Genomic DNA, 13,256 nt, shown 5'->3' with positions numbered 1-13,256 from the left:
CGGTCTCTGCCCTGGCAAAATCCTTGGTTGTATTGTCATACGCCGCACGTATCATCAGAGATCGTCTCAACGGCGAACCAGGTGGCAATATGAACGGTCTCGTCAAGGCTTATCGCCGCGCACAAAGGTTGGGGGCCGTCCCGGCGCTCGTGCTCGCCGGCACCATCCTGCTGCTGAACCCCGCGCCGGCCCGCGCGGCCTCGTCCCCCGTGACGCTCTGTACCGCGCTCGATATCTGCTACTGCGTCAATCCTGACTACCGCGATGCAATCACTGTCAATGTGGCACGGGTACGACAGCTGATCGCGGACAACCGGGCCCAGGGCAAAGCCATCGGCTATCTCAGCGTCCCGCTGTCGCCGGCCGGCGGCGGCGCCTATCTCGTCAATTCCGACATGGCGAAAGCGACCGCCGAGCACGTCGGCAAGCGTTTCGGCGCGCGCACCGTCTATCTGCTCAATCCCGGCGAAGAAGGCAGCGACGCCATGCAGGGCGCCAGCGGCGCCGACTACATGTACATGTGGACGCAGATCCTCGAAGGCCAGAAAGGCCTCGGCGAGGACTTCGACTTCTTCTACTTCTCCGGCCCGACCGACTTTGCCCGCTATTTCGAGCTGACCGGCACCGCCGACCTCGAAAGACTGGAAGCGTGGTTCGACGACAAGATCGCGACCAACCCGAAATACAAGGATGCGATCGCCAATGGCAGCCTGACCAAGGCCGGCTTCCGCAACTATTATGGCCTGCGTGCGTCGGTCGCATTCAGCTATGGTTCACACGACGAATGGAACATTGCGCGCCTGATCAATGACCGGCGGCGAGGCGCCGCGGACTTCGGCATTGCCAACCAGCTGGCGGTCTTGTTCGACGGCCAGCCGGTTTCGCCGGGCGGCTACGAGACGCCGACGGCGTCCGGCGATGTCGGCCGCTGCATCAAATAGGACGCGCCGGGCCGGACAAAGGCGGAGGATCGCGTCGTGACGCTCGCTTACGGATTTGCCAAGGCCAGGATCACGTCCGAGCCGCGCCTCACATCCAGCCGGCAGCATCACGAAATCCAGTATCACCTGCATGTCGGCATGCTGATCGATGATGAGGAATGGGATTTCGCCATCAATGTCGGCACCAATGACGCCGACGACCTCCTGAAATACAAGCTGGTCTTCGACTTCCGTCACCCGATCATCCAGACGCTCGCCGCCGGCGAAAGCGGCGTCCATGATCTCACCGGCCAGAGCGCCCTGCCCGCCCTCGACTTCCTGCGCAGCGATCTCCTGACCAACACCGGGCGCTGGCGCGACAGCGATGTGATGGACGGCTCCGACGTCGTCGAGCCGGTGGCCTCGTTGAAACGGCTGCTGTCACGCGCACAGCAGGACAATCGCGACGTCTATGTGTTCGGTCGCTTCTACATCGATGGCAACGGCATCCACGACGTCCATATGAACCAGGGCTCGACCGGAGGCTATATCCACCATGCCGGCAACGATGCCAACGACCACAACGACATCTGGCAGGATGGCGCGGTCCTGGTCGATGTCGGCGAGCCGGAATGGGCGGCCTATTTCGCCGCCTTCAACCAGCAGCTGGTGCCGACCGACGAGCTCGGCAATCCGCTGCCCGATAGCAGCAGCATTTGATTCCCGATCCAACCGCTCAGTCATTCCAGCGCGCTGACATTCCAGGTCGCATGACGCACACCCGGCAGTTTGGCGAGCTCGGCGATGACGCGGTCGAGATCGCCCGGTTCGACCGCAAGCGGCACCAGCAGCGCCGTGATTTCGACATTGTCCTCGGAGCGATAGGCCACCTCGGTCTCCCGCACCGGATATTTCGCGGTCTCCAGCCGGTCCTCGAGCGCCTCGCGGATTTCCGCTGCGCTCAACGCGTCGGTGCTCACAACGATCTCGTAATTGGCTTCCGAGTGCTTTTCGGTGAGCGGAATCCGATCGATGGCATTGACCAGTGGCCGCAGCAGCGTGTTGCCGGACAACACGAACAGCGTCAGCGCCGCCGATTGCGCAATCAGGTCCGCGCCGGCACAGGCCCCGACCGCGGCGGAGGCCCACAAGGTCGCCGCAGTGTTGAGGCCGCGGATATTCTGGCCCTCTTTCATGATCGCGCCGGCGCCGAGAAAACCGATGCCGGACACCACATAGGCGATGACGCGCACCGCGCCTTCCGCACCGGTGAGACGGTTGCCGATATCGACAAAGGCCGCGGCCCCGACCGCCACCAGCACGTTGGTGCGCAGGCCCGCGCTGCGCTGCCGATATTGCCGCTCCGCACCGATCAAGGTGCCGAGCACGAAGGCCGTGAACAGGCTGACCAGGGTGTCGAGGAAGTCGTACAGCTGGAAGGTTTGCAGGAAGCGCATGCGGGGCCTGTTGCCGTCTCACTCTTGATGATGCGGCAACTCCCTAGCCGCGCCGGCCACCGTGATCAACCTCTTCGCCCCGGCAGGCGGCGGACATCGATGGCGACCGCCAGACATCATTGATCGGAATCAAATCCTGCCCCATCAACTCCATTTAGGCTGCCATGAGCAACAGACAGATGACGCCCGTGTCCGATACCAGAAAGGATCTCAGCCCTGCCGTCCGGGTGGGACATGATGCCGTCAGCGCGGTGAGGCTGTCGCAGGAGCTCACCGCCGATATCGATGCCTGGGCCGAAGCGCATCAGATCACGCGCGCCGATGCCATCCGTCAGCTGCTGGAGATCGGCCTGCGGGCGGCTGCGCCAGCAACCGCTCCACACGAGACCATACCCGACCCACACGCGATCGACGCGATCGAGCGGATCGCCGTCGCGCAGGTCGACCGGATGCTCGATCCTGATCTGCCTGCAGACGAGCGGGAACGCCGGATTCGGCGCCTGATCGAAGGGCCCCCGGAATTCTCCAGGGAGCGGATCGACCTGCCGAAGCCCATCAAGTAATCATCCGCATGACGGATTGCGCTCAGGCGAAGGCACGCAAGTCGGGCCTATCGGACGAAGCTGAGGTAGGAAGCCAGCGCCTCGATCTCCTCCGGTCCCAATTGGCTCGCGACCACCGGCATCGGTGAACCTGGCGTGGAATGGTAGCCTTGCCCCCACTGCTCGAGCCGCGATCTCAGATAGGCATAGGAAAGCCCACCCAGCCGAGGAATATCGCGCACGCCCTCCGCGTTTGGCCCGTGGCAGGCATAGCAGGCGACGATATTGGCCTCCGGAATGCCTTCCATATAGACCGTTCGTCCTCTCGCTGCGGAGGCGCGGTTGCCGTCATTGGCGGGCTTCGGCTCAATCGTCGCAAAATATTGCGCCAGCGCGCGAGCCCGATCCGGCTGGAGCGCGGCTGTGGCGCCCCACATGTACTGCTTCGAGAACGGCGCATCGCGAATATGATCGTGGAAGTCCCTGATCTGGCTTTCGATGTATTGTGGCCGCTGGCCGGCCAGCCTCGGCGCGACCATATAGCCTTGTCCTGATGTACCGTGGCACCACGTGCAATTGCGAACCTCGTCGTTGTCGCCGGCCCGCACCGGACCGCTCGGAGCAAACAGCGCAAACAGAAACAGAGCGAGCCAAAGATTCGACTGTTTCATGGTGCGGTACCTTCGCGCATCGCAGATCGCTCCTGAGGTCTGCACCTCACGTCGCCGGCCAGGGCCGTCGGTGGTGATGGCAACCTCATCGCAGTTCACTGACATAAGCAGCCACCGCTTCGACCTGAGCCCGCGTCAGATTGTGCGCAGTCGGTGCCATAACCGCCGAGGTGTCCACCGCGGTGCCTTGTCCGCGTGCTTTGCTCCAACCGGACAATTGGCCAACCGTATAGGCGTAGAGCTGACCGGCCAGGCGCGGAATCTCGCTGTGCCCCCTGCCGTCGAGGCCATGGCAGGCCGCGCAGGCCGGCACGTTGCTCTCCGGCAACCCGTCCTCATAGATCCGCTTGCCGAGGCCAGACAATGCGCGCGGCGCGCCACCGAGCGGCTTCGGGTCGAGAGCCTGGAAGTGCGCGGCCAAGGCCGATATCATCGACGGGCTCAGCGCGTGGGCCACGTTGGCCATGATCGGATTGGTTCGTCGTCGTTCGAGGAAGGCGCGAAGCTGGTTCTCGATATATTGCGGCTGCTGGCCGGCGAGGCGCGGCATCGGAAAATAGCCGTAATAGCCTTGGCCAGATAGTCCATGGCAGGTTTTGCAATATTGCAGCTTGGCTTCGAAGCCGCCGCGCGCAACTGACTCCTGCGTGCGATCCGCGGCCACGGCCGCCGCGACCAGCATCGTGGCTCCCCCGATCAGCCCCAGACGAATGCCCCTCATTGATCCGCCTCTGCGTCAGCACGCCGGATTGGCTCGCCCCTGCAGCTCACAGCCCCGCGCCCCAGATGTGGAAATTCAGCCCCACCTTGACGACGTGGATCGTCTGCTTGACGTCGACAGGTCCCGACAGAACGTTCACGGGATCCGACATCGTCACCGTGCCGTGGCCGAAGCGATAGTAGTCGTATTCGACGTTGGCCGACCAATGGTCCGCAAAGCCCCAATCCACGCCACCGCCGACAGTCCAGCCGACGCGGTTTTCGGTGCCTCTGAAGGCGAACGGAACCCCGACGAACGAACCCGTGACGTCGTATTTGTCGCCGGCCAATGCCCCGCCGCCCTTGGTATAGAATAACAGATTGTCCGCGGCATAGCCGAAACGCGCCGTCAAGCTCGTCAGAAAGTCGGTCGTCGCCTTCACGCTGGCCGTATCGGGATTGCCGAGCGGCAGAGTAACGGACGAGGTGCTCTTCATCGTCGACCCTGAGGCCGCGCCCTCGATTCCCACGACCAGCGACGAGCTGAACTGATAGTCGCAGCCGATCTGGCCGCCGATCAGGACGCCGCTTGGCGTCGGGCTGACCGTTGTAACGCCCGTCGTGACCGGCGCGCCCGCGAACTGATCCTGCACGAGCTGAACAGGATCGGTGATGTCTTTGGTGGCGAAAGCACCACCGAGATGCCCGCCGAGATAGCAGCTCGTCCAGTTGAAACGCGCGGCGAAGCTCGCGGGTTCTTTCAGCGGCAGATCGGCTGCGACGGCGGGCCCTGCGAGAACGGCGGCGAGCGCCGCGATGCTGGGGAGACTGGCTCTTTTCATCGGACGTTCTCCTTGAACTGCGGGCCCCTTACATCGCAAACCAGGCGTGCAGGAATAGCGAATTGTTGTCGTGGGCTCCGACCGTGGTGCCGTTGAACTTGTTGTAGTAGTTGTATTGCAGTCCGATCCTGGCGTTGAACCAAGGCCACAGCGGCGACTTGCTGAGCCCGAAGGGGATGTAGGCGATCTCGGCGGTCCAGCCATCACTGTTCGGTGTCAGTGCCAGGCCGGTGGTTGCATCGATCCCGTAAAGCGTGGGGTCGGCCGTGCCCCAGATGTTGAAATATTGCCCGGTCAGCACGATCCGATTGTCGCCGCCGAACGCCACCGAGGCCTGGAGCTTCAGACTATTGACGAGATTCGTCGGATTGGCGGCCGCGAGCGAAGCAAAGCTTGCATCAAGCCGCTGGAATTCCCGGATATAGCTGCCACGCAAGGTCAGCCAGTAGTCGTCGCCTTGATACTGATACTGGGTATCGAAGCCGAGATCGGTGAACCTGTCGGTGAGCGGCTGCACGGCAGTCGACCAGGTCGCGAAGCTGGTGTCGACCCACGGATGGACTTCGGAATACATGCCGAACGTGCCGACCATCAGTGAATGCCGGCCCCAATGCGGCTCGAGCGCCACGCGCCAATATGGCGCAATACCACCGATCTGTCCGACCCCGAACGGGTCGGTGCCGAGCGCGTTCTGCTGGCTGAAGCTAAGGGTCTTATAGCCGGTAAGCTCCAGATAGAGCAGGTCGTTGATCATCGTGTAAGCGCCGACGCCGCCAACATGCGCGGCGAAGGCGCCCTCAATCATGGTCTTGGTCGCCGGCGTGTTCGCAAGCGTCGATGCCGCGTAGGGAAAGCCCCAGGCCGGCGTCGTATTCCAGAGATCCTGGACCGTCGGATTGTTGTTAGCGGTGATACCGTAAACCAGATCGAGCGGCCCGAAGCTTGCCGTGCGGGCAAACCGCACGTCAGTGTTGTCCCACGTCCATGTGTGCCCGAAAGGATCACCAAAGCCGCCGGCCGGCACGGCGTTGTAGGTGACCTGCGCGAAGGCCCCAATGTCCCTGGTAATGGCGCCGCCCCAGAAAACGCTGAAGGGCGACAACACGGTGTTGTCGTTCGGGCTGTACGGATCGGTGGGCGGCGGAAGCGGCGCCTGCGTGTGGGTGAAGCCAACGATGGCCATCATGGAGAGCGGCGGAACATAGGTCTGGCTGTCGTCGTGCGCAGGCTGCGGCGTTGCCGTCGCAGCGTAGCCGCGCAGCCTGTCGTATTCCGCTCGGACGCTCTGCGCCTCATTCGAGGAGAAAGGTGTGGTCTTAAACGGTCCGCCGCCCGCCGTGTAGCCAAGTAGCTTGAACCTTCGACCATACGGCGTCAACGCCGGGAAATCGGTATGGCAGGCGCCACAGGGCTGACCGGTCTGTCGCGCAAAGCTCGGTAACGCGTGGACCGGCGACGCAAAGGCGATAATGAACAGTCCGGCAACGAGCGCGGCTGCGCCGACAGCAAGCCATCTGCAAGCCCGACGATATCGCCCGCTTCGGCCCCGTAAGACTCGCGCCGCGCTCCCCATCCTACACGCTCCACGTGCACGCACCGAAACATGTCCCCTCCCGTGAGCTAACCGCGAGGTACTGAATGCGACTGTTCAAAAGAGAACAGCGAACAGAAATGCTTTCGTGTGATGTCTTTCTGCAACAAGACGGCCGCACGGCTCCGGTTGGGAGGCCTGCTGTCGGACTTCCGCTTTGCTCATCACGACAGCTCCCGGGGCCTGGAATGAGTTTGAGATCATTAGGACGCGCATTGCTGGCGGCGATCGTCATCGGCAGTTTCGCCACCTCCGCTCGCACCGAGGATAGTGGCAGAGGAGCGATTCCAAAGGCGGAGTTAGAGGCCAAGCTCAGCTACTGCAAAACCTGCCACGGCTTGTCGGGACAGGGCTTTCGCGGAGCGTTTCCAATGCCCCGCCTGGCCGGGCAGCAGCCCGACTACTTGATCAACCAGCTGCAAGCTTTCATCGAGCGCCGTCGCACCAATCCGGTGATGTTCAATGTCGCGCATGTACTGAGCCCGGGGATGGAAAAGGCGCTCGCCGAACGTTTCCAGACTCTCAACCCGAAGCCGCTTGGCGGCGGCTCGAAAGAGCTCGCGGGAGAAGGACAGCGCATCTACGAACAAGGAATCCCATCGGCGGAAGTACCGCCCTGCGCATCTTGCCATGGCGCAGATGCGAAAGGCGCCGAAGCCTTTCCGCGGCTCGCCGGCCAGCTTCATGATTACATCATCAGTAAACTCACAAACTGGAGCAAAGAGCGCGGCCAGGACAAGGCGAAGCCCGACAATTCGGACATCATGGCGCCGATCGCGCACAATCTCACGCAGGCGCAAATCAAGGCGGTTGCCGCCTACCTTAGTGACCTGGACTGAAGTCGGTGCTCACATCCACACTCGTCATGCGGCGCGACGACTAACGGCCCGCGCCGACGTTCGTATGCTCTTGGGAACCGATCAACGAATGCCGGCAGCTGCTGGCGGCGACGCCGACTGACTTCAGGTCAGCTGCCCAGCACCGACAGTAAGAGCGTCGCATAGACTTGGATCCGGCCGCGGCTGTCGTAGCTGATGAAGCCGCGCTCACGAAACTTGTTCATGAAGGTGCTGACCCGCGATCGCGTCGTGCCGATCATCTCAGCTAGCGTCTCCTGGCTCAGGGACACCGGGACGGGCTTATCGTTGCCCTCACGAAGATCGGCCAGTCGCAGGAGCAACCGTGCCAGCCTCTCCTCGGTCGAATGCAACAGTTGGTCGATCAGGTCGCCTTCGAGGCGATCATTGCGGGAAATCAAATGAGACAGGAAGAACGCCGAAAATGCCGACTCCATATGCAGCAGTGACAGCATCGTGTCACGCGCGATCAAAGTCACCGCGCAGTCCTCAAGCGCGACGATATTCGCGGTCCTGACATTCGCTCCAGCTAGACAAGCCTCGCCAAAGAATTGGCCCTGCTGAAAAATCCCGACGATGGCCTCCTTGCCGACTGCGGACAGGATCGTTGCCTTCACCATGCCTCGCCGGACGTACCCGATGGAATCGCCTGGGTCGCCCTGCGTGAATATCCTCTCATTCTTGAGATAAGTCTCCAGCGTGACGCCGGTGCTCGTCCTTTCGAGGAAAGCTCTGGCATCAATCTCGTGAGTCAGGTTTTTATCAGGCCACGACATGCAGCCACCGAAATATCCAACACCAAACTCTTGCTTCTCAAGCTTCAGCTTTTCTCCGGCGCTTTCCTAGAAAAATTTTGACATCAAACGGCCGGCCAGTATTGCGTTAGATCAATACAGGCCTCAAGCCGCGCTGCGCTCGGCCACCGCTTCGTAGATGTCGTCCTCCTGCGCGGTATGCATGCGTACCAGGGTCTCGATCGCCTCGACGACGCGCTGGGCATCGCGGATCAGATAGCGGTCGATCTTCTCGGTCGGCAGGTCGTCGGCGATGCGCGCCAGAAGCCGGGCCAGATGCAGGATCTCACGGTGGGCGCGGCTCATGGCAGAAAGCCCATGGCTCTCCTGCAGCAACCTCGCGAGCTTGGGATAGATTGCGCCTTCGTCGTCACGTTCGTGCGCGACCACCTGGTCCTGCACCAGCCGATTGGCCTCGGTGATCAGGACCGCGGCCGCTTCGGCAGTTGCGTCGTCAAGGGCATCGACGATCGATCTCAACCTGTCGAGGCCGCGGATCAGCGCCTGGTGGTCGTGGCGAAGCTCGCGCCCGACCTCGAACGTGATATGCGAGGTGCGACCGCGATAGGCCGGCCACAATGCTCGCAGTGCATTGAGGATGACGGCCACGTCGATCGCCTCCTGGATCAGCGCGGCCGGCACCGGCCGCAGCCAGCCGAGCGCCGCCGCGCCCATCGCGAGCAACGACAGGCTCATCCCGATGACGATGCTTTGCAGCGCGATGCGCCGTGCGCGCTGGGCGATCAGGATCGCCTCGCCGACCCGGTCGAGCCGGTCGGCGAGAATCACGACGTCGGCGGCTTCCGACGAAGCGCTGGCCCCGCGCGCGCCGAGCGCAATACCGACATCGGCGGCCGCGAGCGCCGGCGCATCATTGATGCCGTCGCCGACCATGATGGTCGGATGCAGCCGCTGTTCGGTCCTGACGGCCTCGACCTTGTCTGCCGGCACGCGGTCGGCGAGCACGGCATCGAGGTCGAGCGCCGCGCCGATCGCCTGCGCTGCAGCAGCGCGGTCACCGGTCACCATCACCATCCGCGCGACGCCGGCCTCGCGCAGTAGGCGAATGGCGCGTGGTGTATCGGCACGCAGTTCGTCAGCGAGCAATAGCGCGCCGACCGGCCGATGCTCGACCGCGACAAAGACGATCAGCGCCGAACGCCAGGAGGCGCGGCGGATCGCGCGGGCCGCCCACGGTGGAGCGCTTCCGCCGGCGAGGATCAGGTCGCGGGAGCCCGCGCCGATGCGCCGGCCCTCGATGAGCCCGTCGAGCCCCGAGCCCAGCGTCTCCCGCACCTGGTCCGGCACCTTCAGCCTGAAGCCGCGGGCGAGGCCTGCCTGCACGATGGCATGCGCCACCACGTGATGCGAGGCCTGCTCGAGCGAGGCGCCGAGCAATAGCACGGCATCGGCATCTTCGCCGGGCGCGGCTTCGACCGACAACAAGCGCGCGCCGCCGACCGTCAGCGTCCCGGTCTTGTCGAACAGCACGGTGTGCGCACGCGCGAGCGCCTCCAGCTTGCCGCCGCCCTTGACCAGGATGCCGCGGCGCGCGGCCTGGGCCACTCCGGCGATGAAAGCGACGGGCGCCGCGAGAATCAACGGGCATGGCGTAGCTGCGACAAGCACCGCGAGGCTGCGGGTCAGATCGCCCGAGGCGAACCAGGCCAAGGCGGCAATCGCGAGGCTCACGGGCAGGAAGATCAGCGCATAACGATCCGCCATCCGCACGAACGGCGCCTTCGCGGTCTGTGCCGCTGTCACCAGCTTGACGATGCCGGCATAGGTGCTTTCGCCGGCGGTCGCGGTCACCGACAGGTCGAAGGTCTCGCCGGCGTTCAATGAGCCGGACAGGATCGCCGTACCGCGCGGCTTGGTCACCGGGATCGGCTCCCCGGTGAGCGCCGATTCGTCGACGATGGCGGCGGCCGATTCGATGATGCCGTCCACCGGCACGATCTCACCGGCGCGCACCATCAGGCGATCACCGATTGCGACATCGCCGACCGGCACATCCTCGATGTGATCGTCGGTCCGGCGATGCGCCTCGTGGGGGGCGCGGTCGACCAGCGCGCGCAGATCATGTTCGGCGCGCGCGACCGCAATGTCCTCCAGCACATTGCCGCCGGCATACATCAACGCCACCACGGCCCCGGCCAGCGGCTGTCGCAGCACGATCGCCGCAGTCATCGACACCAGGGCGATGGCGTCGACGCCGACCCGGCCGGCAAGAACATCCTTGATGATCGATATGATCAGGCCCGCGATGACCGGCACCGTTGCGAGCGTGAATGCGAGATCGGCCAGCTCAGGGCGGCCCAACGCGTGAGCGATGCCGCCCGCGGCCAGCCCAGCGACCGCGATTGCAACGAGTGTCCACCGCAGAAGGCGCTCGACCATGACCGGCAGGTTCCATGAAAGATACCGGGACTATCGCCGCGGAAGGCCGCCTCAGGCTTGACCGAAATCAACGGTTGAGACGCGGTTTCTGCGAACCGGACGCAGCTGTGTCAGGCGGTATTGCCGGCGTCGACCGTGAGCACCGTGCCGGTGATGTTACGGCCGCCCTCACCGAGCAGATATTCGACCATCGCGGCGACATCTTCGGCGTCGGCAAGCCGACGCAGCGCGCTGCGGCCGGCGATGCGCTCACGCTGCTCGTCGTCCATGCTCTGCGTCAACTCAGTTGCGATGAAGCCGGGCGCGACCGCGTTCACGTTGATGCCGAGCTTGCCGACCTCGCGCGCCAGCGAGCGGGTGAAGCCGTTGGCGGCCGCCTTGGTCGCCCCGTAGACCGAAAGGCCATTGTAGCCGGTGCCGGCGATGATCGAGGAGATATTGACGATGCGCCCCTCGCCCGCCGCCATCATGTGACGCACGACATATTTCGTCAGGATCATCGGAGCCAGCACGTTGAGCCGCACCAGCGCCTCGATCTCGGAATTGTGCATGGTCGCCAGCAGGCCCTCGGTCCCGAGACCGGCATTGTTGACGAGGCCATGGATCGGACCGAACTCATCGCGGACCGATTTGACGAAGGCCGGGATCGCCTCGACCGCGCTCAGATCGCAGGCGCGGAAATGAATGCCGCCACTGCTGGCGCAGAACTCGGCGATCGCGGCGTTGAGCTCGGCGCTGTCGCGGCGCGCCACCGCGATGACGTCATAGCCGGCGCCCGCCAGGCGGCGCGCGATCGCAAGCCCGATGCCGCGACTGCCGCCGGTGACCAGGACATTACGCATCGGTACGCGCCAGCTTGCCGGCCGCCGTCACATCGAGCGCCGGCACGAAGCGGATCATCGCCGGCACCTTGTGCTGCGCCAGGCTGGCACGGCACGCGGCCACGATCTCGTCGCGAATCGCATTGGCGCGAGCGACGTCGCTGCCTTCGATCAGAACCACGTCGGCGACGACAATGCCGCCGGTGATCGGGCTCTTGCGCGATTTGGCCCGCGCCATCCGCACCTCCGGATGGCGGTTGATGACCGCCTCGATCTCCTCGGGGTGAACCTTGAGGCCGCCGACATTGATGATGCCGTTGCGGCGGCCGACGAAGTAGTAGCGGTCACCGCGCAGCTCGACCATATCGCCGGTATCGACGAAGCCGCCCGCGTCGGTGAGAGCCGCGGTGTCGCGGCCGACATAAGCATGCGCGGCACGCTTGGAGCGGATGCGCAACGAGCCGTCGACGACCTTCATGTCGACCCCATCGCGCCCTATGCCTTCGCCTGCACCGAGGAGATCAGCCGGAAAACCTTCGCGGCCGTCGTTGACGGCGAAGCCAACGCCGGCTTCCGTCGAGGCATAGGCGTGGCCGATGGTGGCGCTTGGAAACGCTTGGGCGAGACCATCGAGCACGGCCTGGTCGGCGATCTCGCCTGACAGCCGCACATAGCGCGGCGCAAAGCCGCTGGCCGCGCCGCTCATCAACAGCTTGCGCCAATGCGACGGCGTGCCGGACATGTGGGTGACACCGCGCGCCTTCAGCCGCGCCACGTGATCGGCCAGCACCTCGTCCGGATCGGACAGCACCATGGAGCCGCCGCCGACGATCGCGCGCAAGAAGATCTGCAGGCCGCCATAGCGGCGGATATCGTAGAACGTGGCCCAGACCGGCGATGCGCCGGGCGCCGGACTGTCCCCGATGATCGCCCCGCACAGGCCTTCGAGGGTGTGGCGGACAATCTTCGGCACGCCCGACGTGCCCGAGGTCAGCATCAGCCATTCGGTCGCGCGCGCCGTTTGCCCGCGGCTCTCCACCTTTCGCGGCAGCCCGACTGCAAGCACGCGGTCAACGCCGCAATCCGCAAAGCGCTCCGGCTGGTCGGTCACGACAGTATCGATCTCGGCGTCGGCGATCACGCTTCCCAGGTGCTCCGGCTTGAGGTCGGACGGGCACAGCAGCATGCGCCGTGCGACGCCATCGATCTCGATCATCGCAAGGCCTGCGAGCAGCTGGCCGGCGGTGGCGAGCAGCACCGCACGCCCATCAAGCTCATTGCTTCGGCCGGCGAGGCAACTCTGAACGGTGAGATCGGAAAGCCGCAACAGATGCCGCGGATCGGAGATCGTGCGCCCCGTCAGTTCGGAACCGAGATGGTCGCGGAGCGCGAAGACCTCACGCGGGGACATTCTCATAGGCCCTGATGAAATCGCCCACGGTATGCGGGAACACCGCATCTTCGGCGAGCGTGAACGGGTCCACGCCGAGATCGTCCTCCAGGCGCGCCACCAGGATCGCGAAGGCGAGCGAATCGAAGCCGATTTCGTTGAGCGTCAGATCATCGGCGAGCGGCGGCAGCTTGACCTTCTGCTCCTCGGCAATCTGCTTCATCGCCGCGATGATCCTTAACCGTACCGACATGAACGAACCCGCCTTTTCA

At 64.2% G+C, this 13,256-nt stretch carries 14 protein-coding genes; 4 read left to right on the top strand and 10 right to left on the bottom strand.

Translation table 11 applies throughout. From position 1 onward, the window contains the following. Nucleotides 1-89 precede the first annotated feature (89 nt). Nucleotides 90-941: a hypothetical protein gene (locus ACQR1W_RS13215; protein WP_434851196.1), complete on the top strand. Its 852-nt coding sequence runs from the start codon at nt 90-92 to the stop codon at nt 939-941. 36 nt (nt 942-977) lie between these two features. Then, entirely contained in the window at nt 978-1,640 is a 663-nt protein-coding gene (locus tag ACQR1W_RS13210; RefSeq protein WP_434851195.1) for a DUF2278 family protein, read from the top strand. 20 nt (nt 1,641-1,660) lie between these two features. On the opposite strand, the gene ACQR1W_RS13205 is transcribed toward ACQR1W_RS13210, so the two are convergent. Further along, the gene (locus tag ACQR1W_RS13205) at nt 1,661-2,377 is read right to left on the bottom strand and encodes an MgtC/SapB family protein (RefSeq protein WP_008967456.1); all 717 of its coding nucleotides are present in this window, start codon (nt 2,375-2,377) and stop codon (nt 1,661-1,663) included. Nucleotides 2,378-2,556: 179 nt separating this feature from the next. Between ACQR1W_RS13205 and ACQR1W_RS13200 the strand changes: the two genes are divergently transcribed. Then, complete coding sequence (locus ACQR1W_RS13200; protein WP_434851194.1) at nt 2,557-2,940, top strand: hypothetical protein; 384 nt, start codon at nt 2,557-2,559, stop codon at nt 2,938-2,940. A gap of 47 nt (nt 2,941-2,987) precedes the next feature. Here the strand turns inward: ACQR1W_RS13200 and ACQR1W_RS13195 are convergent, their stop codons facing one another. The 4 genes from ACQR1W_RS13195 to ACQR1W_RS13180 all read right to left on the bottom strand — a co-directional run bounded on the left by ACQR1W_RS13195 (nt 2,988) and on the right by ACQR1W_RS13180 (nt 6,509). Beyond that, nucleotides 2,988-3,590 (bottom strand): c-type cytochrome, encoded by a 603-nt coding sequence (locus ACQR1W_RS13195; RefSeq protein WP_434851193.1) that lies wholly within the window; start codon nt 3,588-3,590, stop codon nt 2,988-2,990. 85 nt (nt 3,591-3,675) lie between these two features. Beyond that, nucleotides 3,676-4,311 carry a c-type cytochrome gene (locus tag ACQR1W_RS13190; RefSeq protein ID WP_434851192.1) on the bottom strand — a complete coding sequence of 212 codons (636 nt, stop codon included), beginning with the start codon at nt 4,309-4,311 and terminating at the stop codon, nt 3,676-3,678. A 46-nt stretch (nt 4,312-4,357) separates the two neighbouring features. Then, nucleotides 4,358-5,131 (bottom strand): outer membrane protein, encoded by a 774-nt coding sequence (locus ACQR1W_RS13185; RefSeq protein ID WP_434851191.1) that lies wholly within the window; start codon nt 5,129-5,131, stop codon nt 4,358-4,360. A gap of 28 nt (nt 5,132-5,159) precedes the next feature. Next, entirely contained in the window at nt 5,160-6,509 is a 1,350-nt protein-coding gene (locus tag ACQR1W_RS13180; RefSeq protein ID WP_434851190.1) for a cytochrome C, read from the bottom strand. 428 nt (nt 6,510-6,937) lie between these two features. Here ACQR1W_RS13180 and ACQR1W_RS13175 point away from each other — a divergent pair, with 428 nt between their 5' ends. Further along, nucleotides 6,938-7,561 (top strand): c-type cytochrome, encoded by a 624-nt coding sequence (locus ACQR1W_RS13175; protein ID WP_434851189.1) that lies wholly within the window; start codon nt 6,938-6,940, stop codon nt 7,559-7,561. Nucleotides 7,562-7,689: 128 nt separating this feature from the next. Here ACQR1W_RS13175 and ACQR1W_RS13170 read toward each other — a convergent pair whose 3' ends face one another. The 5 genes from ACQR1W_RS13170 to ACQR1W_RS13150 all read right to left on the bottom strand — a co-directional run bounded on the left by ACQR1W_RS13170 (nt 7,690) and on the right by ACQR1W_RS13150 (nt 13,237). Beyond that, nucleotides 7,690-8,355, bottom strand: coding sequence for a Crp/Fnr family transcriptional regulator (locus ACQR1W_RS13170; protein WP_008967449.1), 666 nt, complete (start codon nt 8,353-8,355; stop codon nt 7,690-7,692). A 123-nt stretch (nt 8,356-8,478) separates the two neighbouring features. Next, nucleotides 8,479-10,773 (bottom strand): heavy metal translocating P-type ATPase, encoded by a 2,295-nt coding sequence (locus ACQR1W_RS13165; RefSeq protein WP_434851188.1) that lies wholly within the window; start codon nt 10,771-10,773, stop codon nt 8,479-8,481. A gap of 110 nt (nt 10,774-10,883) precedes the next feature. Continuing rightward, nucleotides 10,884-11,615, bottom strand: a complete 732-nt coding sequence (locus ACQR1W_RS13160) for an SDR family NAD(P)-dependent oxidoreductase (RefSeq protein WP_434851187.1) — start codon at nt 11,613-11,615, stop codon at nt 10,884-10,886. Then, the gene (locus ACQR1W_RS13155; protein WP_434851186.1) at nt 11,608-13,005 is read right to left on the bottom strand and encodes a class I adenylate-forming enzyme family protein; all 1,398 of its coding nucleotides are present in this window, start codon (nt 13,003-13,005) and stop codon (nt 11,608-11,610) included. The genes ACQR1W_RS13160 and ACQR1W_RS13155 overlap by 8 nt, the downstream gene beginning before the upstream one ends. Then, nucleotides 12,992-13,237 (bottom strand): acyl carrier protein, encoded by a 246-nt coding sequence (locus tag ACQR1W_RS13150; protein ID WP_434851185.1) that lies wholly within the window; start codon nt 13,235-13,237, stop codon nt 12,992-12,994. Before ACQR1W_RS13150 ends, ACQR1W_RS13155 begins: the two co-directional genes overlap by 14 nt. Nucleotides 13,238-13,256 lie beyond the last annotated feature (19 nt).

The organism is Bradyrhizobium sp. HKCCYLS1011, assembly GCF_051167795.1.
In the GTDB taxonomy this organism is placed as follows: domain Bacteria; phylum Pseudomonadota; class Alphaproteobacteria; order Rhizobiales; family Xanthobacteraceae; genus Bradyrhizobium.
Note: the sequence above shows the minus strand (reverse complement) of the source record. Positions and strands in the feature narration are given on the sequence as shown.